The following is a 23,284-nucleotide window of genomic DNA, read 5'->3' as shown; positions in this document are numbered from 1 at the left end:
CTTACATACAAACATCGCATAAGGTAAATTATGGAACTCCTCACTTGTAGGGGTGAGTGGGGTCAAAGCAGGCATCGACCAGCCTCCACTGAACAAGTCAAAATCAACGCCTGCGACGGGAAAAACGGCCCACTAGCCAGGCTACCCGTCTTGGACCGTACGAAGTCGTAAAATGCCTTGGCTGTGCCATTTCTGTAAGGACTACACGTGGGCTAGCGACGTTCCGGGACCACATCGCCACTCCGGCTGCATCCAATGGGTGGCGGAGCTGGGCTGGTCCCCAGTCAAGATGGGTTTCGATATCGTGCGCCGTCTTGAAGACTCTCTGGGCATTGTCCCTTGCCCGGCAAGACGACCGCCGCCTGGGAGTGGGATCAGGGCCTTCTAAGGCGTCTGCCGATAAAGGCCTCGGCGGCTGCGGCGATACCTTGTGCCTCTTTGGCGAGGCGCGCTTCGCGAAGCCGCAATGTCTTGACTTCCCGGGCCTTGACGATCGAGTCGAGTTCCTCGACCGCGTGAGCGCGCGCGAAAAATTCTGTCTGGGTTTGCCCGAACGCGATCTCAGCCTGCTGTCGCGATTTTGAATGTGTCTGTGTCATGGGTTGTCCAAAAAGGTCGTGAGAACGGAAAAAGGCCAAGCTGTTCGCCTGGCCTCGCAGATATCTTGCTTTCGGCAGTGCCAGTACATCCGTGGTCAAGGGAAAGCAGAAACCTAAAATCAAGCCGCCTGCAGGTTACAAGCCGACATCTTACCGGACTTTACGTCGCGTTCGAGTTCGTAGCCGATCTTCTGGCCCTCGACGATTTCCCGCATTCCGGCGCGCTCGACGGCAGAAATGTGTACGAACGCATCAGCGCCGCCATTGTCAGGCTGGATAAAGCCGAAGCCCTTGGTGGAATTGAACCATTTAACTGTGCCTGTGGTCATGATGATGAACCCTTTCAAAGCAAGATTGAGTGACCTCAGGGCGAAAGCCCTGTGGATGGTGATAGCGATTGATTTTGAAAGGGAAGTTCGTCAGGCGCGGTGCTAATCGCGCGGAAACCAAAGTTCAGCAAGCAAAAGATCGATAAACCACAAATAGAATGAAATCATCGAGAGGTCAATTTTTAGTTTTGGTCGTAGTTGAATAGTGCCATCTGCGCGGTACTTACGTCGTATGGAAAAAACACAGATAGAAGACATCAACAGCCAAATCCTCAAGCTCCGGACGGCTTTACCGATCTGGGGTGTCGAGGCCAACGATCTCGTCGAACTCGCCCGCAATGCGGAACGCGCGGCTGCAAAGATTGACGAGAGAACGATGCAGCGAATGCGTGGCCTCATGGAAACGACAACCGGCTGGCACAACACGCTCCTCTATTGGGAGGAACAGGACGCAGCACCGGACTTGAGCGCCGACTTCAGGGTATTGCGTGGATCGCTGGACGCAATGCGGAAAGAGGTGGCCGACGCCGCGGCGTCGTTCGATATATAGCTTTGACGACCTTCGAGCGCGAGCAGGCCTTTGGACTCGGAGTAGCCGTCATATGCATTTAGGGTGCGATGTCGTCGTCTCTGCGAAGCGACCCAGGCACCTCAGTCGTGGCGGCGGCTGGCCGACCCACTAATCTGTGAGCTGTGCCTCGATTGCCGACTTGTCAATTACTGACCATACGGCACTGATCTTCGATCCCGTGAACTCGTAGAAGACATTCTCCGCAAAGAACACGCGACGTCCGTTGACACCCAGACCAAGGAACTCGCGTTTCGGGGCGCAATCGAATGATAGGCGGGCGGCAAGGCGCGGCGGCTCGCAAACAAGCAGCTGTATGTCGAAGTGCAAATCCGGAATATCTTCGAAATCCTTCACCAGCATTTCCCGGTAGCCCGATAGCCCTAGCGGCCGGCCGTTATGCTGAACGTCATCGTCAACGAAGCGGCCAAGCTCGTCCCAGGTCTGTCGATTGAGGCAATCCAGGTAGGCACGATAAATATCGGCGACTTCTCCGATCATTGGTAGTCTCCCTGTGCCGAAGCCTAAATCGCCGGCTTTCGAAAGGTGGAGATATGGCGCACCCTCCCCTCCTCCAAGGCGGCGACTGGCGTCTTATTGGTGGGCAGCAAAAAAAGCGCTTTGACGACGCGATCTCCTGTTACACTTAGAAAGCCCTGGGATCGATCACAGGCCATAACATGACAGGAGGCCTGAGCAGCGACAACATCGTGCCGTTCCAACCCTTGGACAGCCTTTCGAGGTTCGTGGCGTCGCCCCTGGTCATCAGGCATTACGGCGGTGCGAACGCGGAGCGCTTGGCCATATACAAGCGCGACTACGGTTTCCGTTTCTCCGATTCATATCGGCGTTTCTGATGCGGGAGAACGGACTGGACTACGCTCTTCCTCACGATGGCATTGAAACACTGCCACTGATCAGCGTCGTGACGCTTTCATCCCGTCGGATATCAATACCCTGTTCGGCATAGGTAAGGGCCATCCGTATTTCGATCTTGAAGTCCTCGCACAGGAGATAGGCTTTCACGATTACGACCTACACCGTTCGCACATGTTGTCGGTATCGGCGGCGATTTTTCCACACTCGTGGAGATCACCGAAGGCGAGCATGCGGGGGGATCATCTATACCGACGGCGAGTTGTTCCACGGCCTTACCCACGATGATCTGGACGGCAAGTCCGCAGGCGCCGCCGTAATACCTTACGGAGATCGGCTACTACGCTCCGATTGCGAAAGACATCGAAGACCTCCTCGACAAGCTCGTCCGCCTGGCGTGAGAAACTCAGTATGTCAGGATGGGCAGTGCTGCCTCGACCTCCCCACATATTGCGGACATTCATGATCGAACGGGGATTGATTGCCCCACCCAGTGTAGCTCGGGCCGGACTGTGTTTCATCCGAGCGCAATACGCGACCTCGTCGCTCCGATAGGGTCAGCGAAGCTGCTGCAGACAACTCTGGATGAAGAGCAGGCAACTGACATTGTTTTACGTCCATTGCGACGTCGGTGGTGAATCAGAAGGCCGAGTGAGCTTGGAGGGATGTTTCGCTGATCACGCGTCCGCTCAGACGAGGAATTTGTCATTCTGTGGCCGCTCACCGGAGAATACGCAATCTCCAGCCGGAGGATATAGAAAACCCGCCGCAAACCTGCGGCGGGTTTTTGATGGGTCGATCGAACTCAGGACTTGCCTACGGCGCTCTTGGCCGCGTCCTTGATGTGCCCTTTTGCCTGCTGGGCATCGCCCTTGGCTTCCTGGGACGCGCCCTTTGCCTGTGTCTCGTGGCTGCCGGTCGCTTTGCCTACGCCCTGCTTTGCCTTACCGGCGAGCTCGTTGGCCTTGCCGGACACTTTGTCTGCTGTGCTACCCATGATGAATTCTCCCATGCGAAGCGGAATCGCTTCGTCGTCTATCAAACAGATGCGGAAACCTTTCGTTTCCGCACGACCGGAACCCAATCGTCATTCGTGTATTATGCCGGTTCGAGACGGGACCTGCTTCAGGAAAGGTGACAGATGACGATCCGCTACTCGCTGGGCTGCGACCTCTCCTACGAAGTCACCAGCCCGACCGTCTTCATCTTCAACGTCGAGGTCGCCAGGCTTGCTCGCCACCATGATCTGGTCGAACGGCTGCTTATCTCGCCCGACTATCAGCACCGCAGCTACATCGCGCCAGATATCCGCAACCGATATTTCAGCATCGACGCTCAACCTGGCCCGCTGAACGTCCGTTATGAGGCGGAGGTCACACTTGATGTCTTTCGGACTGATCCCAATAGCGTCCAGGAAACGCCGCTCAATCAACTCCCCCTCGACATCATGCCGTTCCTCCTACCCTCGCGGTTCGTACCTTCGGACCGGCTGGCTGCCTTCGCTTTAAAAGAATTTGGTGACCGGCCAGCAGGCCATGGGGGTGTCAATTCGATTTGCAACTGGATCTATGACAATATCGACTACCAGCGTGGTTCCTCCAACGAACAGACGACTGCAACAGAAAGCCTGATCAAGCGGGCTGGCGTTTGCCGGGACTTCTCCCACATCGGGATTGCGTTTTGCCGAGCGCTCAACATACCCGCGCGGTTCGTGTCCTGCTACGCCTACGGGCTCGAGCCAAGAGACTTCCATGCCGTATTCGAGGCTTACCTCGATGGGCGGTGGTGGTTGTTTGACGCCACTCGGCAAGCCAATCTTGACGGCCTGGTGCGGATTGGCGTTGGCCGTGACGCCGCTGAAATAGCCTTCGCATCACCATTCGGACAAGTCGAGTTTGGAGAGGTGAAAATCACCATAGAACATGCCGATGGGTCGCCAGAACTACCGGGGCGCACAACCGACGCAATTTCCACGGAGGAGCCTGCACCGAACGCTGGCGCGGCGTGACGTTAGGGCACTAGTATGTTCAACTCGATTAGTCGTTATTCACAAAGTTGATCAAAAATCCGGGACAAGGGCAACCGAGGGAATGCATGGCGGAACCAGCCGTCATGCTCTTCATTGTCGTTGCCGTCGCATGCCATATTTGACCCGCGTTGGCAGGAGAGTTTGATTTTGGATACACATCATGACCGCATGCAGGTCCATCAACTTGTCGCGGGCTTGAAGGAGGGCGTCATACTCCTCGATAGAGAGCTGAACTTCCTGTGGGCAAACGATGCAGCCCTGACGATGCACGGCCTCGGCAAGAAAGAGGACCTTGGACAGACACTGGCGGAATATCGTCGCCGGTTCGCGCTCAAATACCGCAACAACCACACCGTCGCAGACGGCGAGCATCCCGTCGATCGGCTGCTTAAGAGTAACTGCTCAGGCGATGTAACGATGGAGATCCGGCCGGCAGATGACCAGGACCGATACTGGATTCATACGTCCCGCTGTTTCTTGGTCTCCGACCAGAAAGCGAATTCCGATTATGTCGCTTGGATCATTGAGGATGAAACGCGCAGATACGAAGCGGAGGATCGTTTCGAGGCGGCTTTCAATGCCAACCCAGCGCCCGCTGTCATTTGCAGACTTTCGGATGTTCGGTACGTTCGCGTAAATCCCGGCTTCCTGGAGATCACAGGGTACAGCCGAAGCGATGTTGTTGGCAAAACCGCATATGAGATCGACGTTCTAGCATTCGCTGAAAAGCGCGAACTCGCATTGGAGCGCCTGAAACAGGGTCGCACCATTCCCCAGATGGAGGCGATCATCCCGCTTCCCGGCAAAGGCGCAAGGCCGGTGATCGTAGCCGGTGAACCTATTGAGGTTGCTGGCGAACCCTGCATGTTATTCACGTTCGCAGATATCGAGCCGCTCAAGAAAGCCCAACAGGTTCTCAAACAAAGCGAGGAGCGCTTCTCGAAAGCTTTTGGCTTGTCGCCAGTCCCAACCGTTATCGTCAGGGCGAAGAACTTCGAGGTGATAGAAGCGAACACCGCATTTTTCCAGCTGACTGGCTCCCCGGAAGAGCACGTGATGGGGCGCAGCCAGGCTGATCTCGATTTCTGGCTCGACAAAGACGCGCGACAGGATGTCGAGCAGGCCTTGCGCAAGGGTGGTAAACTGCGGAACGTCGATTTCCGGCTGAAGTCGCGCGATGGCGCTTTGGTTGATTGCCTCTTGTCGTCAGAAGAGATCAAGATCGACGACATTGATTGCATCATGATGGTCATTCAGGACATCACCGATCGGAAACGCTCGGAGGAGGAGCTGATGTCTGCGATCGAGGCCGTGATGACCGATACATCGTGGTTCAGCCGCGGGATCGTGGAAAAGCTGGCTTCACTGCGTCGGACATCCAACCTCTCGGCTGTCGTAAAAGATACGCGGCTTGCGGACCTGACTGAGCGTGAGCAGGACATCCTGTCGCTCATTTGTCAGGGCATGAACGACCATCAGATGAGCGAGCGTCTCAAGCTTTCGCGCCATACCGTCAGAAACCATGTCTCGTCGCTCTACCGCAAGATCGGGGTCAACCGGCGCGGGGCTGCGATCCTTTGGGCAAAGGAAAGAGGCGTCAGCGGCAAGGCCGGACCAACCAAACCCAACTAAGCAGTATAAAATAGCCAGTTCTATTGGTATTTTTGTCTCTTGCCGAGTTACCCGTCGGAGACTAGATGATTGGTAGTTTACGATCAGGTCGACATTCACTGACATTGAGAGAAGAACCCGCAAATCTGACTTGTCAGATGACCCAATCAAGCTGTGAACACCCCGACAAAGCACGGTGGTGGGACGGCACTACGCTAAGAGATCCTATAACAGAGCAGGATGCCCACGTTGAGCTATGATAGGTCCAAGATCGATCTCTCCAACTGCGATCGAGAACCCATCCATATTCCTGGAAGCATCCAGCCCCACGGGGCGATGATCGTCCTTGATGAACAGGGCCTGATCTCCTTCGTTTCAGACAATATCGACCAGTATCTCGGCCAGACCAATCGCGACTACCAAGGCGCCGAACTGGCTGACGTCGTTGGCGGCAGCGTCGCTCATGACATTGCCAACGCAATTGCCCGCGCCGGGGCCGGCCATATCGCCGGCGTTGTTTTGAAGGCGAAGCTGGGGGATGGTGATCACGTCGCCGATATCACTGCCCATCGTTACAATGGGAATACGTTCCTCGAGTTGGAGGATCCCGCCTCGCCCGAGGATACCGAGGTCGCCCTCCATCTCACGCAATCTCTTGTGCGAAGGGTCGATGGCTACAAAACCTTCGATACGTTGTTCAAGGCTGTGGCGCGTCTTATCCGTGCGATGCTCGGTTACGACCGGGTTATGATCTACCGGTTTTTGCACAATGGCGCCGGCAGGGTGATCGCCGAGGCCAAGGATCCTTCCTTAGGCAGCTTCCTCGGTCAACATTTTCCTGTATCCGATATTCCGGTTCAGGCCCGTAAGCTTTACGTAAAGAACTGGGTACGCGTGATCGGGGACGCTTCCTTCGTGCCCGTCCCACTGATCCCGAGCATCCGTGACGACGAGCCGGCAGTCGATCTTTCCTTCGCCCATCTGAGAAGTGTTTCACCAATCCACTGCGAATATCTGCGTAACATGGGCGTCGCGGCATCCATGTCGATCTCGATCGTCGTCGATGGGGAACTGTGGGGCCTCATTGCCTGTCATCACAACATCCCGAAATCACTCTCAATCCCTCTGCGTGTAGCGACAGAGCTGTTCGCCCAATATTTCTCGCTGCACGTCGCTACTATCGAAAACCGCGAGCAGAAAGCGGCGGCAGCCGGGACCCGCAGCCGCTTAGACGCCATTATCGCGGATGTTGATCCGACCGAGCCGGTCGAGATCACCCTTCAAAGAAGATTGCGCGAGTTCTCATCACTGATCGCAAGCGATGGAGCAGGCCTCTGGTCGCGCGGGCAATGGGCGTCTTTTGGGGTATCTCCTTCGCCCGAGATGATTTCAGACCTCATGACGCTCGTCGCCGAGAAGGCCGGACGGAATATCTGGGATACGCAGGATATTCGCTCCGAGACTGGTGACATCAAGGAATATGGGACACGGGTGGCGGGCCTGTTGGCAATTCCGATTTCCGTCTCTTCCCCTGACTTTCTGGTGTTTTTTCGGAGTGAAGAAGCACACGAGATCGAATGGGCCGGCGAGCCGAGAAAGCAGGAAGAGCTGACTGAGAACGGCAGGCGACTGAGCCCGCGCGGTAGCTTCGATACGTGGCGCGAGGATGTCCGCCATAAGTCGCTACCTTGGACCCGCGCCGACATCGTGGTCGCGGATGCGATCCGCAGTTATGTGCGTGACGTCATGTTGTCGCATAACGACGCAACAGAAGAGCAGCGCGAGAAGACGGAAAGCCAGCGGCGGCTTCTCAATTCGGAGTTGAACCATCGGGTCAAAAATATCCTCGCACTGGTGAAGTCGATCGCGACCCAGACCGGAGCGAATGCAGAGACGGTCGATGATTACGCCAAATCGTTCGAGGGCAGACTTCGGGCGCTCTCCCACGCCCATGACCAATCGTTCGCCGGCACAGAAGGTGGAGAGTTGCGGGGACTGATCGAGGCCGAGGCGGGAATGCACCGGTTCAGCAAGATGCCGAACCGCATTGCGATCAATGGTCAGGAGATTGGCCTCACAGAGCGTGCCTTTGGCGTTTTTGCGCTGCTACTTCACGAAATGATGACCAACGCCACAAAGTATGGAAGCCTGTCGGTCCCGTCCGGCCGGCTCGATATTGCGTGGTCTCTGACAGCCAATGGCGACTGTCACCTCAACTGGGTGGAAAGTGGCGGCCCCGAGGTTACCACGCCGACGCGACGCGGCTTCGGCTCCAATCTGATCGAGAAGACCATATCCCACGACCTCGGCGGAACCGTCGACATCGAATTTGCGAAAGAGGGGCTTAAGGCTGAGATCGTCCTTCCAAAGGCGCACCTTCGCCCTGTCGGTGATCGTCGCACCGCGGTGCCTTCAAGTGTTACAGCGGCACCTCGATCTCTTGAGGGCAAGCACGTACTGCTTGTCGAGGATCAGTCACTGATTGCCATGGATACTGAGGAACTGCTCCGCTCTCTTGGAGCACACAAGGTGACGGTAGCCGCCAGCGTCGATGTGGCGCTAGACGCAATATCTGCAGCGCAACCGCATTGCGCCGTGCTGGATCTCAATCTTGGCCTGACGACGTCTGAAGATGTTGCGAAGGAACTCGAAGGTAGAGGCGTGCCTTACGTTTTTGCGACCGGCTACCGCGATGGCACGAGTATTCCGGACGCATTTTCGACGGTCCCGGTTGTCCGAAAGCCGGTCGCGGAGGACGCATTGGCGTTGGCAATGGATGAGGCTATTCGTATTCGATTTACCGCTGCAAAATCCCCGCCTGCGGAACGATGATTTTGAACTCTCAACCGGCTCACGATTGGCTGGTCGTAATTGACTAGAACCTCGGCTATCGGCGGAATTCTTTAAGCCTGTCCACCACCGTTGCGAAATCATAGGGCTTCGAAAAAAACTGCGCGTCAGCGGGAAGGTTTACATCGCCTGGTGTCAGCCGGCCGGACGCCACGATGATGCCGGCCTCCGGAAAGCGCTCAGCAACGACATGCGCAAGATCGACACCGGAGAGTTCACCCGGCATCTGGATGTCTGTGAACAGAAAATGGATGGTGTGCTCATTGATGATCTCTACCGCATCGTCGGCGGTGCTCGCTTCAATGACCTCGAAACCAGCATCTTCGAGCGCATCGATAACGGTGAGGAGAATCAATGCCTCATCTTCAACCACCAACACTCTTCGCATGCAGTTCGCTCCTCGTTGCGTGTTGCCCACAACCCGTGGCCGCATTGATCGTTCCGCAATTCCGAAAACTTCGCTACTCGGGTCAGGTTTCCGACGACAAGCTCTGAACACTCCGCCGACCGGCCTCGAAATTGATTGCTCTCCGGCTTTCCAACGGTGAAACCTTTTACATATACCGGGCAACACCCCGCACCGGGATCGACGCAGCCGTGAATTTCGTTTCCGCCCAGTGGTTGCGCAACGATATTTCAGGTATTCGACTGGTCGACCTCTCGGGCCGCTTTCGGGTTGGCCGCCCGCAGCTGAAGACCCTGACGAGCGTCATGCTGGGTGCACTGCAACCGATGCTGATCGTCTGTGCCCGAGCAGGTTACGCTCTACAATGACGGCTAAGCAGCAATGTGTGGCAATCGATATCCGCCGCCTCTGGGCGCAGTTTCCATGCTTTGTGGCCCGATATCAGGGATCAGGCCGAAGCGATCAAATCGGCCGCGTAGGCGGGCTAGGGCACATCGATGGACGACATCGAGTTCGATGCAGCGGAACGGATTTGCCGGGGAAACGCACTTCGCTTTCTCTCAAACGCCTGTCCGCCATCCTTGGGGTTCTGTGCTCGGAATGTTTTGTGCCTGGACAGAAACAACAGCCCAGGTTCGAGCGCGACGGGAGCAGGAGAGCCTCAAATCGCGCTTCGTGCAGGTCTTTGAACTGAACCCTGGTGGGATCGTTATGCTGGCCGGCAAAGACCATGTGTTCGAATGTGCCAACGAACAATAGCACGCGATGATCGGAGCCGGACGCGACATTATCGTCAAGATTGTCGCCGGTGCAGTATCCGAGGTGGTCCGCCAGGGCTCTATCGGCATTCTCGATACGGTCTATGGTACCGGTGAACCATTTATCGCCAGAGACCTTCTGATCAAGCTGAACCGAGGGCCGGAAGGTGAGGAGCAGGACCGCTTTACGATCTCGTCTACCAGCCCATGCGGAACGCTGACGGCTGCGTCGCGGGTATTCTGGTGCAAGCCTGAGACGTTACCGAAATTGCGAGCCGAGGAAAAGCGTCGTGAGGTCCTTGCCTACAAACTGGGCTATCTGCTGAAGAACAGCTTGCCATAGTGCAGGCAATCGCGTCGCAAACGTTACGTCACTCAACCGACACTCGGACAGCTCGGAAAAGCCTAAGCGAAGCCATTGCTGTCTGAGCCGTTCCCGTGATGCTGTCATCAAAGGCGGGACGGGTCATTCGAGGGTGGGCGACACTGTCGCACAGATAACGTCGATCCATGCTCACTCAGAGCATAGGCGCATTTCTTGCTCCCAACGCATTGGTGATCCATTTGTCAATTCACCAGTTGGTGACGGAACCGTCGCGGCGCTTCAGATGCGGCGCCTCCCAGAATTCGAAGCTCTGCTTGGCGATGAGTTCCTCGTTGACCTCGACCCCCAGTCCCGGCGTATTGGGAACTGGATAGTACGAGCCTTCCAGGCGCGGCTGGACGGGGAAGAATTCGGAATTGTCGAAACCGAGATGGGTTTCCGCCGGGCTCGCACGGGTCTCCAGCCAGGAGAAGTTGGCGACCGCGACCGAGAAATGGACGGTCGCCGCCGTGCAGACCGGACCGAGCGGATTGTGCGGCATCATATCGACGTAATGGGTCTCGCTCCAGGCAGCGACCTTCATGCTCTCCGTCAGTCCGCCGACATTGCAGACGTCGAGGCGATTGAACTGGTGGATGTCGCGCTCGATATAGGGCTGGAACTGCCATTTCGAGGAAAACTCCTCGCCGATCGCGAAGGGAACGTCGGTCATCCTGCGAAGCGCCTCGTAGGAACTCGGCGACTCGTCGCGGATCGGTTCCTCGAGGAAATCGAGCGTGCCCTTCGGCATCTTCTGGCAGAAGCTTGCGGCCTCCGCAACCGAGAGGCGATGGTGATAATCGATGCCGAGCACGACGTCGTCGCCGAGCGCCTCGCGGGTCTTGACGCACCATTTGGCGGTCGTGGCGATGTGTTCACGCGGCTCGTAGATGTCCTTATGCTCGTGGCCGGAGGGCGACAGGCGTAGCGCTGTCCAGCCGTGCTCGACCAGCAACTGCGCCTGCTCGACCATCGCGGGACCGGGTTCCGCAAACGTCGTCGCGAAGGTCGGTATGCGGTCGCGCTGCTTGCCACCGAGCAGTTCATAGACCGGCACGCCGAGCGCCTTGCCCTTGATGTCGTAGAGCGCAATGTCGATCGCCGAGATCGCCGCCTGCAGCACGCGGCCGCCCTCGAAATACTGGCTGCGGTACATTTCCTGCCAGAGCGCGCCGATCTTGAACGGATCGCGGCCGCGCAGGAATTCCGCATAATGTTCAAGCGCGCCGACCACGGCCTTTTCGCGACCGGAGAGACCGCTTTCACCCCAGCCGAAAACCCCGTCGTCAGTCTCGACCTTCACCAGAAGCTGGTTGCGGATGCCGACCTTGACGGCGTAGCTCTTGATCGCTGTGATCTTCATCGTCTTCTCCCGAATTACCAGTGCCACAGGGTGCCGTCTTCGAGACGGTTCACCGGCAGGTAGGCGCGTTGGTATGGATATTTTTCCGCAAGCTTCTCGTCGATATCGACGCCGTGGCCGATCGCCTGGCCCGGATGCAGGTAACCGTCCTTAAGGCTCCAGGCACTCGGGAAGACGTCGAGGATTTCTGGCAGGTAGCCGGAATATTCCTGGATACCGAAATTCGGCACCCAGAGGTCGAGATGCAGATTGGCGCCAAGGCAGATCGGCGACATGTCCATGGCGCCATGGCAGGCCGTGCGGACGTTATAGACGCTCGCGAAATCCATGATCCGCCGCTGCGCGGTGACGCCGCCGGCATGCACGGTCGTGGTGCGAATATAGTCGATGAGTTGCTCTTCCATCAAAAGCCGCGCATCCCAGATCGTGTTGAAAACCTCGCCGACGGCGAGCGGCGTCGTAGTGTGCTTGCGGATCAGGCGAAAACCTTCCTGGTGTTCGGCAGCGACGGTATCCTCTAGCCAGAATAGCCGGGCGAATTCGAGATCCTTGCCAAGCCGGGCGGCTTCGATTGGGGTCAGGCGATGATGGCTGTCATGCAGCAGCTCGATATCCCAGCCATGCGCCTCGCGCACCGCCTTGAACAGTTCGGGGATGTAGCGCAGGTATTTGGAGGTGGACCAGGTTTCCTCGTGCGGAAACGCATCGTCGGCGGCATTGTTGGTGACGGATTTCTTGCCGGTGCCGTAGACATCCGGCAGGCCGGGAATGCCGACCTGCACGCGGATCGCCTTGTAACCCTGCTCTATGCGCTTGCCGACCGCTTCGACGGCTTCGGCTATATCCGTGCCCTGGGCATGGGTATAGCAGAGCACCTTCTCGCGGCTCGCGCCACCGAGAAGCTGGTATAGCGGCATGTTGGCGGCCTTGGCCTTGATATCCCAGAGCGCGGTATCGATGCCGGCGATCGCCGCCATGGTCACCGGGCCGCGGCGCCAATAGGCGCCCTTGTAGAAATACTGCCAGATATCCTCGATGCGGCTCGGATCGCGGCCGATCAGGAGCGGCGCCAGGTGCTCCTCCAGATAGGCGACGACCGCCTTTTCGCGACCGTTCAGCGTCGCATCGCCGACCCCGGTCAGGCCCTCGTCGGTGAAGATCTTGACGCTGACGAAGTTGCGGCCGGGCGAGCAGACAATGATTTTGACGTCGGTAATTTTCATCGATTTATCCGTTGGCTGAAACTGTGCGGGCCGGGTCGTAGCGGAACCGCTTGTGGATGCGCCGCTCGCGCGGATCGGGATGGGGAATGGCCGAGAGCAGCGCGCGGGTATAGTCGTGCCGCGGGTGGTTGACGACCTGGTCGGTATCACCGGTCTCGACGATCCTGCCGCGATACATGACCGCGACGCGGTCGCACATGTAGCGGATAACCGACATGTCGTGAGAGATGAAGACGTAGGAGAGGCCGAGTTCGTCCTGCAGCTTCATCATCAGGTCGAGCATCTGCGAGCGCAGCGACACGTCGAGCGCCGAGGTCGCCTCGTCGGCAACGATCAGACGCGGCTTGACCGCAATCGCCCGGGCAATGCCGATGCGCTGGCGCTGGCCACCTGAAAAGGCGTGCGGATAACGCTCGCGCCAGGCGGGCTCGAGGCCGACCTGCAACATCAGTTCGGAGACCCGGTCTTCAAGCTCCCTGCCCTTTACGCCGGCAAGCTTCAGCGGCTCGGCGATGATCTGGCCAACATTTTTGCGGGGGCTGAGCGAGCCTACCGGATCCTGGAAGATCATCCGCACCTCGCGTCGGATATCTTTCAGCTCCGCCTTGTCGGCGGTGCGGATGTCGACCGTACGCCCATCCAGGCGGCGGAAATCGATGGCGCCAGCCTGCGCATCATAGATGCGCAGAAGGCAGCGGCCCATGGTCGTCTTGCCGGAACCGCTCTCACCGACGATGCCCAGCGTCTCGCCCGGCCGCACGATCAGCGACACGTCATCGACCGCCTTGAGGCCAGAAGGAAAGGTCAGCGACAAGTTCTTCACGTCAAGAAGCGGCGCCGCTTCGGCGGCGATGGGCGCCCGTGTCAGACGGACTTCCGCCTTCTTCTCCAGCTTGACGACCGAACCGATCAGCCGGCGGGTATAGTCGTCCTGCGGGGCATGAAAGATCTGCTCCACCGGCCCGCGTTCCATCACCTTGCCGCGATACATGACCAGCACCTCGTCGGCAATTTCGGCCACCACGCCCATGTCATGGGTGATGAACAGCACGGCCATGCCGTGGCTCTGCTGCAGCTTCTTGATGAGGTCGAGGATTTCCGCCTGGGTGGTGACGTCGAGCGCGGTCGTCGGCTCGTCGGCGATCAGCACTTGCGGATTGCAGGCGAGCGCCATGGCGATCATCACCCGCTGGCGCATGCCGCCGGAGAACTCGAACGTATAGCGGTCGATCGCGGTTTCCGGGCGCGGGATTTCCACCTGGCGCAGCAGTTCCAGCACGCGTTCGCGCTGCTCGTTGCCGAGAATCCCGAAATGGATGCGCAGCGCCTCGCCGATCTGGGTGCCGATGCGGTGGACCGGCGAGAGCGAACTCATCGGCTCCTGGAAGATCATGGCGATCTCCTTGCCGCGCACCGATCGGATGTCCTTGCCGCGCGGGTCGAGCTTCGCGAGATCGGTCACCGAACGGTCGGCGCGGGTGAGCAGGATCGATCCGCCTTCGATGCGACCGGGCCGATCGACGATCTGCAGGATCGAGCGGGCGGTCACCGACTTGCCGGAACCGCTCTCGCCGACGACGCAGAGCGTCTTGCCGCGCTTCAGTTCGAACGAGACGCCGTCGACCGCCTTGAAGATCCCCGTGCGTAGCGGGAAGTAGGTCTTGAGGTCCTCGACCGTGAGGATCGTATTCTGTGACACATTGGGGTTTATGCTCATGACACGGACTCATAGGGGTCAGCGGCATCGCGTAGACCATCGCCGAGGAAATTGAGGGACAGGACCGAGATGATGATCGCGGCCGCCGGCGTGAACAGCAACCAGGGCGCCTGGGCAACGGCGCGGATGTTCTGCGCCTCCTGCAACAGCACGCCCCAGGAGATGATCGGCGGCTGCAGGCCGATGCCGAGGAAGGAAAGTGCCGTCTCGGCCAGGATCATCGACGGGATCGCCAGCGTCAGCGTTGCGATGATGTGGCTCATGAACGACGGGACCAGGTGGTTGAAGATGATGCCGATCTCGCTCATGCCATCGAGTCTTGCGGCGATGACGAAATCCTCGTTGCGGAGCGACAGGAACTTGCCGCGCACTTCGCGGGCGAGGCTCGTCCAGCCGATCAGCGAGACGATCAGGGTGATAACGAAATAGGTCCTAAGCGGCGGCCAGCCGACGGGGATCGCGGCAGCCAGTCCCATCCAGAGCGGGATGGTCGGGATCGAGCGCAAGAGTTCGATGAATCGCTGGATGGCCAGATCCGCCCACCCACCGAAGAAACCGGAAACGCCGCCGATCGTCACCCCGAGGATGAGGCTCATGAACACGCCGACAAGTCCGATCGAAAGCGAGATCTGGGCACCGTGTACGACACGGCTGAAGATGTCGCGGCCGAGCCGGTCGGCGCCGAAGATGTAGAGGCTGTCGCCCACCTGCGGATTGGTGAGGCCGAAAAGCTTGGTCTCCATCGGGATCAGGCCGAGCAGATGATAGGGCTGCGGCGCCTTCACGAAGAAGCCGACCGAGACCGGCTTGGTCGGATCCGCCACGAATTCGCGGCGCATGGATTCGGTGTTCAGCGTCATCTTCAGCTGGTTCACATGCGGCCGGAACGAACCATCGAGCAGCAGCGACAGGCCCTGTGGGGGCGCATAGGTGAAGCGCGCATTGGTGGCGTTCGGATCGACGGGCGCGATGAAGTCCGCAAATACCGCGACGAGATACATGAAGACGATCACGACGAGGCTCGCCAGGGCTATCCTGTGCTTCTTGAACTTGAGCCAGAACAGGCGCCACTGGCCGGCGACGGCAATGTCCTTGCCGGGCAGGTTGAACGACGGGCCGGTTTCCGGCGGGAGGCTGGTGATATCTGTCATTGGAAACGGATCCGCGGGTCGGTGAGAGCGAGCAGGATGTCCGAAATCAGCGTGCCGATGATGGTGAGCACCGAGATCAGCAGGATGAGCGAGCCGGCGAGATACATGTCCTGGGTGAGCAACGCCCGGAGCAGCAGCGGGCCGGTGGTGGGCAGGCTCATCACCACGGAGACGATGATCTCGCCCGAAATGACTGCCGGCAGGATCCAGCCGAGCGTCGAGATCAGCGGGTTGAGCGCCAATCGGACCGGGTAGCGGATGAGCAGCTCCAGCTCGGACATGCCCTTGGCGCGCGCCGTGGTGACATAGGGTTTCGACAATTCGTCGAGCAGGTTGGCGCGCATGATTCGCACCAGGGCTGCGAGCGAACCGAGGCCGATGACCACGACCGGCAGCCAGACATGCCTGGCGAAATCGACGAGCTTTCCAAAACTCCAGCCGGCATCCACATAGTCGGGCGAGAACAGTCCGCCGACGCTTTGGCCGAACCAGGCGGACATGACATACATGGCCGACAGCGCCATCAGGAAGTCCGGCACCGCGAGGAAGAAGAAGGCGAGGAAGGTCGCCGTGTAGTCGGAGATCGAATATTGCCGCACCGCCGACAGGATGCCGATTGGGATGGCAATCGCCCAGACGAAGCAGAGCGTCAGCAGCGACAGCAGCAGCGAGAAGCCAAGGCGGTTCCAGATCAGCTCCGTCACCGGCTTGCCGAGTTCGAACGAGATGCCGAAATCGCCGGCGGTCAGGATGCCCCAGATCCATTTGTAATATTGGAAATAAAGCGGCTGATCGAGGCCGTAGCGCTCGCGCATCGCCGCGACCGTGCCGGCTTCCACCGCGCCGCCCTGGCTTGCCCAGTCGGCCATCAGCGTCGTCAGATAGTCGCCCGGCGGCAGCTGGATGATGATGAAGGCGATGATGGAGACGGCAAACAGTGTCGGGATCGCGAACAACAGCCGCTTGAGAATATAACGGAGCATGAAACTGACCGTTCGATTTGGATCGAAGGGAGCCGGCGGCAGCGTTCAAGCCGCCACCGGCCTCGGGAGGAGCCTGATGGCCCTTACTGGGTCGGCCCTATTTTGCCGGCTTGTCGAAATACCACTGGGTCAGCGTCGGCGCCGGGTGCCAGAGGTTGCCGGTGATCGGAATTCCGTTGACGACATTCTTCAGGTTTTTCGACGTCATCATGTATTTCGGCATCGGGCGCGAGATACCGATGTTGAGGAAGTTGTCGGCTGACTGATTGAGAAAATCCTTCATCTTCTGGCGGCGGTCGTCGTCGGTGACCGCGGCGTTGACCTTGTCGTAGGCTGCCATCAGCGCCTTGATGTTTTCCGGCGGCTCCTCGCCCGTCGCGTGGTTCGAATACCATTCGCTCCACTTCATCGCGAAGAAGATATCGGCCTTCTGGAACGGCATGTAGCAGCGCGGATCGGTATAGACTTCCGAAAGCCCGCCGACGCAGTTCCAGATATAGGCGTCCTGCTCGTTCGCCGCCCACATCGTGTTGAGGCGGGCGCGGTCCGTGGTGCGCAGCTGGATGTCAATGCCGACCTCCTTGGCATATTTCTGCACCATCTGCATTACGTCGGGATAAGACAGGCCGAAGACGTCGGCGACCATGAAGTTGATGGTGAAACGCTTGCCGGTCTCGTCGAGACGGAAGCCCTCGGCATCCTTGTTCGGCATGATCTTGTCGAGGATCGCCGCCGACGCCTTGGGATCGAACGCGGTATACTGTTTCGCCTCGCGCTCGTTGAACAGCTCGTGCTCCGGCTGAACGGCGACCTGCGCCGGAGCCCCCTGCCCGACATAAACGAGATCGATGATCTCCTGTCGGTTGATCGACTGGCTGAGCGCGATACGGAAATCCTTGTTCTGGAAGATCTTGCGCTTCACCGGATCGGTGGAGTTCAGGTTCAGGAGGATGACCGCGTCGTTGGCGGGCAGGTCCTTAACGTCGACGAACTTGTAATTGCCGGTCTGCTGACCGTCGAAGAGTACGGACTTGAAGGTCGAGTTGTTGATGTGGCGAAAGGCGAAATCGAACTCGCCGGAGGTCATCTTCAGCGCCATCAGCTGCGGGTCGTCGAGCTTCGCCCAGGTAATGCCATCGATATAGGGCAGCTGGTTCCCGGCGGTATCGACCTTCCAGTAATAGGGATTGCGGGTGGCGACGACGCGTTCACTGTCGGCATAGGGAACCGTCAGGACCCACGGGTTCAGCGTCGGCAAAGCGAGGTTCTGCCAGAACGGCGGCTGGAAGGTCAGCGAGACCTTGGAATTGAACAGCGCCACCCAGTCGCCGGCGGCCGGATTGGCCTTCAGCAGAGCCGGAATGCCGTCCTTGTTGTATTTGTCGTGGAACTGCTTGAGGTAGTGTTTGGGGTAAATCACCGGCAGGTGACCCTGGCCATAGGCGAGCTGCTGGATGAACAGGCCGTAGGGTGACTCGAACTTGAACTCGACCGTCAGGTCGTCGATCTTGGTCACCTTGACCGGCTTGCCAGCAACCGTGAAGGTCGGGTTCTTGGCCGGCGAAAGCGCCGAGTTCATGAACACGTCTTCGTACCAGAACATGATGTCGTCAGCGTTGAAAGGCTGCCCGTCGCTCCATTTCAGGCCCTTGCGAAGCTTGAACGTGTAGGTCGTCGCATCGTCCGAAGCCTTGAACTCCTCGGCCAGAGACGGCATCACCTTCTGCCACTTCGGGTCCCAGCGGACGAGCAGTTCGTTGGCGATCGTGCGGGTCAGATTGTACTGGTCGCCATTGGCGAGGATAGTCGTGCGCAGCGTACCGCCATACTTGCCGACGCCTTCGACCATGGTCTCTACGTAAGGATGTTCCGGAAGACGCTCGGCGACCGCTGGGAGCTTGCCGGCCTTCACCTGTTCGTCGAGCATCGGTGCCTGCTTGTAATCTGCCGCCCAGGCCGGGAGCGTCGCTCCCCAGAGCACGGTCGTCAGCAACCCCGTCGACACGACGAGGCCACGCAGCTTCTGCTGGTAACCCATATTCTCTCCTCCTCTTGACCGGCTGTCTCCGCCGGCTTCCTCCCGAACGAGTGCCATTACGGCATTCATGCTGGATGAAAACTTTCAGATCGTACATTATTTGTCAATCTGGATGTATGAAATTAAATGTTTTACTCTTGGAAGACGGTGGAAAGTGCATTAAAAGCAAGCCTATGAGCACGATTACCAACATTCGACAGGCTGTTCCCGACCGCGACGATCTGGCGGAGGACGGCGGCTCCTCGATCTACGAGCGGCTGCGCGACGACATCATTCACGGGCGTGTCAAGGCGAACGAACGCCTGAAGGTGGCCGAGCTTGCGAGCCGTATGGGTACATCCACCAACCCGGTGCGCGAGGCGCTGCAGCAGCTGCGCGGCGAAGGTTTCGTGATCATGACGCCGAACCGCGGCGCCCGCGTCCGCCCCATCGACGAAGAGTTCGTTCGCGACATCTGCGAGATCGAGGTCCTGATCGAGCCGGCGCTAACCCGCTGGTTCGTCGGGATCGTCACCAAGTCGGATATCGAGGAGCTGGAACGGCTCCAGGAGGAGATCGAGGCGCTGAACTTCGGAGACGAGATGAAGCATTCCAATCTCGACCTGCAGTTCCACCGGCTGATGTACGACCGCCACTACAACCGTCATGCGGTCGACCTTTGGGTGCGTCACCGCCATATTCTCTGGGCGATCAGCCGCGGTTTCCCGACCTCGCTTAGCCGGCAGGCGAACGTTCTGGAGGAGCACCGCGAACTGATCGCATGCATTAGAAACCAGGACGTGGAAGGCGCTGCTCGCGCCATCGGCCGCCACGTTGAAGGTTCCGGTCGCCACATCATCGAGCGCATGCGACTGGACAAGCGACACGGTTGATTCTTATCTGCGTTCACGCCTCTCTGCGTCAGAGTTCGTCTTTCGAAACAGTAAGGATTGAAAGGCAGCCCGCACGTCGCACCGCGGCGTGAACATTGGAGCGCATTATTCCGTGACGACGGCCGACTGGGGAGCGGTCAATATCTCTCTGACCTTTTGGGCGAGATCGTCGATCGCGAAGGGTTTAGTCATCATCTCCATTCCCGGCGCCAGAAAATCCGCACGCGCCGCCGCCGTCGCGGCATATCCGGTGATGAACAGCACCTTTAGGGTCGGGCGGGCCGTGATCGCGATTTCCGCAAGCTGCCGGCCGTTGAGGCCTGGCAATCCCACGTCCGAAATCAGTAGATCAATACGGCTCTTGCCTTCAATGACAGGAAGCGCCTCGGCCCCGTCGATCGCTTCGATCACCCGATATCCGAGTTCCTTCAACACATCGACGACAAGCATTCGTACGGACGTATCGTCTTCCACGATCAGAACCGTTTCGCCCTCGCCCCGAGGTGGAGTGACGTCCAGATCGACCGCGGGCTTCTGCTGTGCAATTTCATCGAGGCTGCCAGGCAGGTAAAGCTTGATGGTCGTGCCGCGGCCGACCTGGCTGTAGATCCGGACGTGCCCGCCGGACTGCTGGGCGAAGCCGTAGATCATCGAGAGGCCGAGACCAGTCCCCTGGCCGATCGGCTTCGTCGTGAAGAACGGATCGAATGCCTTCTCCAGGATTGCCTGAGACATGCCGATACCGGTGTCGCTGACCGCAAGCACGACATAGCTTCCCGGCTGCAGCGTTTCGCCGCGCGCAAGATCCGCTTCCGCGAAGGCGACGTTGGCTGTCTCGATCGTCAGCTTGCCACCATCCGGCATGGCGTCACGGGCATTGATGACGAGGTTGAGAATGGCGCTCTCGAGTTGATTGGGGTCGGTATATGCCTTCCAAGCCTGCGACATCGGGTTGATCAGTAGCTCTACCTGCTCGCCAAGAGTGCGACGGAAGAGATCCTCCATGGAGACGATCAGTTGATTGACGTCGATCGCCTGGCGATCCAGGGATTGCCGACGGGAGAAGGCCAGAAGACGATGGGTCAGGGCCGCGGCGCGCGCCGCGGATGAACTCGCTGCATCGATAAACTTGTCGAGGTCATCCAGCCGTTTTGCCGCGATCCTCCGCTTGATGACGGAAAGAGCCCCGATCACGCCCGTCAGCATATTGTTGAAGTCGTGGGCGATGCCGCCCGTCAGCTGGCCGACCGCTTCCATCTTCTGGGCCTGCCGCAGCTGAGCTTCTGTGTCTTCGAGAACTGCTTGCTGCTGCCTTTCGATGGTAACGTCACGGCCATAGGCGTAGATACGGTCCTCCTCGCGAGACGTCATCCATGAGACGATACGGGGCGTGCCGTCCTTGCGCGCCATGCGGATTTCCAGGTCGGTATGGGTATTTTCGACCGCTCGCTTGAGATCCAAAACGACCTGGTCCAGGTCCTCGGCCAACACGAAGTCAGTGACGCGACGGCCGACGACCTCGTCCGGAGGGTGACCTAGGATCTCCATCCATGCCGGGCTCACATCCCGGAATACGCCGTCGATGCCGATCACGACGAGTAGGTCCCGAGAATTCGTCCAGACGCGATTGCGTTCCCGCATGCTTTCCCGGGCGATTTCGGACAGGGCCTGATTGGCCTGCCGCAGACTTTCCTGCGTCTGTTTGGCATCGGTAATATCGAAGATCACGCCCATGTAGCGCCGACCGCTGGATTCGGTGTCATCGACATATTCGCCGCGCCGCGCCAGCCATCGCTCCTGGCCATCGTTGGGGCGCCTGACACGAAACTCGATGCTGCGCTCGTTCTGGATGCGGTCCGGATCGCTGAGATCTATGATCCGTTCGTCATCGGGATGGATCAGGTCGTTTAGCGTCCGAACCGGAAGGATACGCGTCGGATGCAGGCCGAACAACCGGCAGAACTGCTCAGAAACACTGATCGTGCCGTAACCGACGATATGCTCGAACGTGCCGATGCCGCCGGCGAACTGGGCAATTCGCAATTGCTCGTTGGCGCGTTTCTGTTCGGTGATATCGACCAGCATGCCGACAAATTTGACGGGCTCGTCGTCCTCGTCGAGTACGGCGCGACCGCTCGCATGAACCCAGCGGTAACCGCCGTCATTGCGCATCAGCCTGTATTCCTTGGAAAACACTTCGGATCCGGCCAAGATCCCGGCAACCGCGACCTTCACACGCTTGAGGTCGTCGGGATGGATGGAGATGAAGAAATGATCCGTGGAGACGCCGTCCGCTAGCGCGACGGCATCCTGGTTCGTGATCGCCGCAAACCGGGCGTCGGCCACAAGCCTTTTCCGCGCAATATCCCATTCCCATCCGCAGGCCGCACCGGCGGCATCCAGCGTCAGTTGCAACCGGCGCTGGGCCAGTTCGAGCTCCGAACGCTCCCGAGCCAGTTCGGCCGCCAAGTTGTCGGCATCGTTACCCATGATCGCCGCCGCTACCCACCCGCCTCACTTCAGTCTGCTTCCGCCATCACGCGATCGATGAAGTCGGCGATGAGCTGTTTGAGCTTTTCCAGCGACGGAAGGTCCATGATCATTGCGATATATCCACGGATATTACGCTCCCGAACCGAGAAGTTGATATACAGAAAGAGAACGAAGCTCTCTTCATTTGGCCCGCCGATGGCCTCGAACAGAAAATTGCTGTCACCCCGGCGCAGATTGGGCAGCGACATTTTCAGGGTTTGCTGCAGCATGTTCGCCATCGAGCCGAGGCAACCGTTCAGGATAACGTTGCCGGTCTCCGCAAGCGCTTCCTCTTCCATATCGACAACGTCGGCCTCGCCCATCTCGTCGCCGACAATGGCGCGCACGAGTGACAGTCCGTTGCTTTCGGGGAAGATCAGCAGGGCGCGGCCGGAGAACGGACCTTCGAACTGCTGCTGGACGGCGATCAGATTCTCGCTTTCGCGCTGGCCGATCAGGGAGGCTGCCGACTTGCGCGTGACAATCTCGACAGACGGGACAGACAGGATCACCTGTTTGTTGACCATCTTTCGCAAGCTCGCGGCGGCGCGGCTGACGCCGATATTCACGAGTTCGGTCAGCGCATCGCGTTCGAGTTCGTCCAGCGCAATAGTGCTGTCGGTCATGCTCCCGCCTTCTTGAGCCGAAGCGCCGCGCCGGAGATGAAACCGTTAAGGGCCTCCTGAGTAACCGGCTTGGCGACGAATGTGGCGTTCAGCGCACGGACCCGTGCAATGATCTCATCCTGAACATTTGCCGTGATCACCGCGATTGGCATGTTCGGGTGGGCGGCGCGCAGTTCCGACGCCAGTTCAAGCCCGTCCTTGTCCGGCATGTTGAAATCGAGGATTGCGACGTCGATTGGCTGCGAGCCGACGATATCCATCGCGTCGACGGCATTGCCTGCTTCGACACGGGTCCAATCGGGTTGCAATGCGGCGATCGCCTTGCCCGCCACGATGCGGGCCAATTTGCTATCATCCACCACCAGGACTGTGATCGTCATTTCTTACTC

Annotated in this window: 22 protein-coding genes; 7 read left to right on the top strand and 15 right to left on the bottom strand. The window is 58.9% G+C overall.

What is annotated here, in order from left to right; all coding sequences use genetic code 11:
* Window positions 1-374: 374 nt before the first annotated feature.
* Both GQ59_RS28920 and GQ59_RS28915 read right to left on the bottom strand, forming a co-directional pair.
* The gene (locus GQ59_RS28920; protein ID WP_037088101.1) at window positions 375-599 is read right to left on the bottom strand and encodes a hypothetical protein; all 225 of its coding nucleotides are present in this window, start codon (window positions 597-599) and stop codon (window positions 375-377) included.
* Window positions 600-718: 119 nt separating this feature from the next.
* Window positions 719-928 carry a cold-shock protein gene (locus GQ59_RS28915; RefSeq protein ID WP_037079037.1) on the bottom strand — a complete coding sequence of 70 codons (210 nt, stop codon included), beginning with the start codon at window positions 926-928 and terminating at the stop codon, window positions 719-721.
* A gap of 232 nt (window positions 929-1,160) precedes the next feature.
* Here GQ59_RS28915 and GQ59_RS28910 point away from each other — a divergent pair, with 232 nt between their 5' ends.
* Entirely contained in the window at window positions 1,161-1,478 is a 318-nt protein-coding gene (locus tag GQ59_RS28910; RefSeq protein WP_037088098.1) for a hypothetical protein, read from the top strand.
* Between the two features lie 129 nt (window positions 1,479-1,607).
* On the opposite strand, the gene GQ59_RS28905 is transcribed toward GQ59_RS28910, so the two are convergent.
* The 3 genes from GQ59_RS28905 to GQ59_RS28900 form a co-directional block, all read right to left on the bottom strand.
* Window positions 1,608-1,997 (bottom strand): ester cyclase, encoded by a 390-nt coding sequence (locus tag GQ59_RS28905; protein ID WP_037088095.1) that lies wholly within the window; start codon window positions 1,995-1,997, stop codon window positions 1,608-1,610.
* Between the two features lie 387 nt (window positions 1,998-2,384).
* Window positions 2,385-2,522 carry a hypothetical protein gene (locus GQ59_RS32440; protein ID WP_156376368.1) on the bottom strand — a complete coding sequence of 46 codons (138 nt, stop codon included), beginning with the start codon at window positions 2,520-2,522 and terminating at the stop codon, window positions 2,385-2,387.
* Between the two features lie 655 nt (window positions 2,523-3,177).
* Window positions 3,178-3,369, bottom strand: a complete 192-nt coding sequence (locus tag GQ59_RS28900) for a CsbD family protein (RefSeq protein ID WP_037088114.1) — start codon at window positions 3,367-3,369, stop codon at window positions 3,178-3,180.
* Window positions 3,370-3,519: 150 nt separating this feature from the next.
* Between GQ59_RS28900 and GQ59_RS28895 the strand changes: the two genes are divergently transcribed.
* The 3 genes from GQ59_RS28895 (at window position 3,520) to GQ59_RS28885 (ending at window position 8,844) form a co-directional block, all read left to right on the top strand.
* The gene (locus GQ59_RS28895) at window positions 3,520-4,380 is read left to right on the top strand and encodes a transglutaminase-like domain-containing protein (RefSeq protein ID WP_037088111.1); all 861 of its coding nucleotides are present in this window, start codon (window positions 3,520-3,522) and stop codon (window positions 4,378-4,380) included.
* A 168-nt stretch (window positions 4,381-4,548) separates the two neighbouring features.
* Entirely contained in the window at window positions 4,549-6,033 is a 1,485-nt protein-coding gene (locus GQ59_RS28890; RefSeq protein ID WP_341872406.1) for a PAS domain S-box protein, read from the top strand.
* Window positions 6,034-6,252: 219 nt separating this feature from the next.
* Entirely contained in the window at window positions 6,253-8,844 is a 2,592-nt protein-coding gene (locus GQ59_RS28885) for an HWE histidine kinase domain-containing protein (RefSeq protein ID WP_037088088.1), read from the top strand.
* 55 nt (window positions 8,845-8,899) lie between these two features.
* Here GQ59_RS28885 and GQ59_RS28880 read toward each other — a convergent pair whose 3' ends face one another.
* Window positions 8,900-9,250, bottom strand: a complete 351-nt coding sequence (locus tag GQ59_RS28880) for a response regulator (RefSeq protein ID WP_037088086.1) — start codon at window positions 9,248-9,250, stop codon at window positions 8,900-8,902.
* A 209-nt stretch (window positions 9,251-9,459) separates the two neighbouring features.
* Between GQ59_RS28880 and GQ59_RS32435 the strand changes: the two genes are divergently transcribed.
* Together GQ59_RS32435 and GQ59_RS28875 are read left to right on the top strand one after the other, a co-directional pair.
* Complete coding sequence (locus GQ59_RS32435) at window positions 9,460-9,636, top strand: hypothetical protein (RefSeq protein WP_156376367.1); 177 nt, start codon at window positions 9,460-9,462, stop codon at window positions 9,634-9,636.
* Window positions 9,637-10,033: 397 nt separating this feature from the next.
* The gene (locus GQ59_RS28875) at window positions 10,034-10,369 is read left to right on the top strand and encodes a hypothetical protein (RefSeq protein ID WP_037088082.1); all 336 of its coding nucleotides are present in this window, start codon (window positions 10,034-10,036) and stop codon (window positions 10,367-10,369) included.
* A gap of 229 nt (window positions 10,370-10,598) precedes the next feature.
* Here GQ59_RS28875 and GQ59_RS28870 read toward each other — a convergent pair whose 3' ends face one another.
* The 6 genes from GQ59_RS28870 to GQ59_RS28845 form a co-directional block, all read right to left on the bottom strand.
* Window positions 10,599-11,753: a mandelate racemase/muconate lactonizing enzyme family protein gene (locus tag GQ59_RS28870; RefSeq protein WP_037088078.1), complete on the bottom strand. Its 1,155-nt coding sequence runs from the start codon at window positions 11,751-11,753 to the stop codon at window positions 10,599-10,601.
* Between the two features lie 14 nt (window positions 11,754-11,767).
* On the bottom strand, window positions 11,768-12,976 hold the full coding sequence (manD, locus tag GQ59_RS28865; RefSeq protein ID WP_037088076.1) for a D-mannonate dehydratase ManD: 1,209 nt from the start codon (window positions 12,974-12,976) through the stop codon (window positions 11,768-11,770).
* Between the two features lie 4 nt (window positions 12,977-12,980).
* Window positions 12,981-14,693, bottom strand: coding sequence for an ABC transporter ATP-binding protein (locus GQ59_RS28860; RefSeq protein ID WP_037088073.1), 1,713 nt, complete (start codon window positions 14,691-14,693; stop codon window positions 12,981-12,983).
* Window positions 14,690-15,844, bottom strand: a complete 1,155-nt coding sequence (locus GQ59_RS28855) for an ABC transporter permease (RefSeq protein WP_037088070.1) — start codon at window positions 15,842-15,844, stop codon at window positions 14,690-14,692. The genes GQ59_RS28860 and GQ59_RS28855 overlap by 4 nt, the downstream gene beginning before the upstream one ends.
* Window positions 15,841-16,827, bottom strand: coding sequence for an ABC transporter permease (locus GQ59_RS28850; RefSeq protein ID WP_037088067.1), 987 nt, complete (start codon window positions 16,825-16,827; stop codon window positions 15,841-15,843). The genes GQ59_RS28855 and GQ59_RS28850 overlap by 4 nt, the downstream gene beginning before the upstream one ends.
* A 97-nt stretch (window positions 16,828-16,924) precedes the next feature.
* The gene (locus GQ59_RS28845) at window positions 16,925-18,865 is read right to left on the bottom strand and encodes an ABC transporter substrate-binding protein (protein ID WP_037088064.1); all 1,941 of its coding nucleotides are present in this window, start codon (window positions 18,863-18,865) and stop codon (window positions 16,925-16,927) included.
* Between the two features lie 173 nt (window positions 18,866-19,038).
* Here GQ59_RS28845 and GQ59_RS28840 point away from each other — a divergent pair, with 173 nt between their 5' ends.
* On the top strand, window positions 19,039-19,737 hold the full coding sequence (locus GQ59_RS28840) for a GntR family transcriptional regulator (RefSeq protein ID WP_084683333.1): 699 nt from the start codon (window positions 19,039-19,041) through the stop codon (window positions 19,735-19,737).
* Window positions 19,738-19,842: 105 nt separating this feature from the next.
* Here GQ59_RS28840 and GQ59_RS28835 read toward each other — a convergent pair whose 3' ends face one another.
* The 3 genes from GQ59_RS28835 to GQ59_RS28825 are packed head-to-tail and all read right to left on the bottom strand — an operon-like array spanning window position 19,843 to window position 23,275.
* Window positions 19,843-22,227 (bottom strand): PAS domain-containing hybrid sensor histidine kinase/response regulator, encoded by a 2,385-nt coding sequence (locus GQ59_RS28835; protein ID WP_037088058.1) that lies wholly within the window; start codon window positions 22,225-22,227, stop codon window positions 19,843-19,845.
* Between the two features lie 29 nt (window positions 22,228-22,256).
* The gene (locus tag GQ59_RS28830; RefSeq protein WP_037088054.1) at window positions 22,257-22,895 is read right to left on the bottom strand and encodes a chemotaxis protein CheC; all 639 of its coding nucleotides are present in this window, start codon (window positions 22,893-22,895) and stop codon (window positions 22,257-22,259) included.
* A complete protein-coding gene (locus GQ59_RS28825) occupies window positions 22,892-23,275 on the bottom strand; it encodes a response regulator (protein WP_037088051.1) in 384 nt (127 codons plus the stop codon). Before GQ59_RS28825 ends, GQ59_RS28830 begins: the two co-directional genes overlap by 4 nt.
* Window positions 23,276-23,284 lie beyond the last annotated feature (9 nt).

It is taken from the genome of Neorhizobium vignae (assembly GCF_000732195.1).
GTDB classification, from domain to species: Bacteria; Pseudomonadota; Alphaproteobacteria; order Rhizobiales; family Rhizobiaceae; genus Neorhizobium; species Neorhizobium vignae.
Note: the sequence above shows the minus strand (reverse complement) of the source record. Positions and strands in the feature narration are given on the sequence as shown.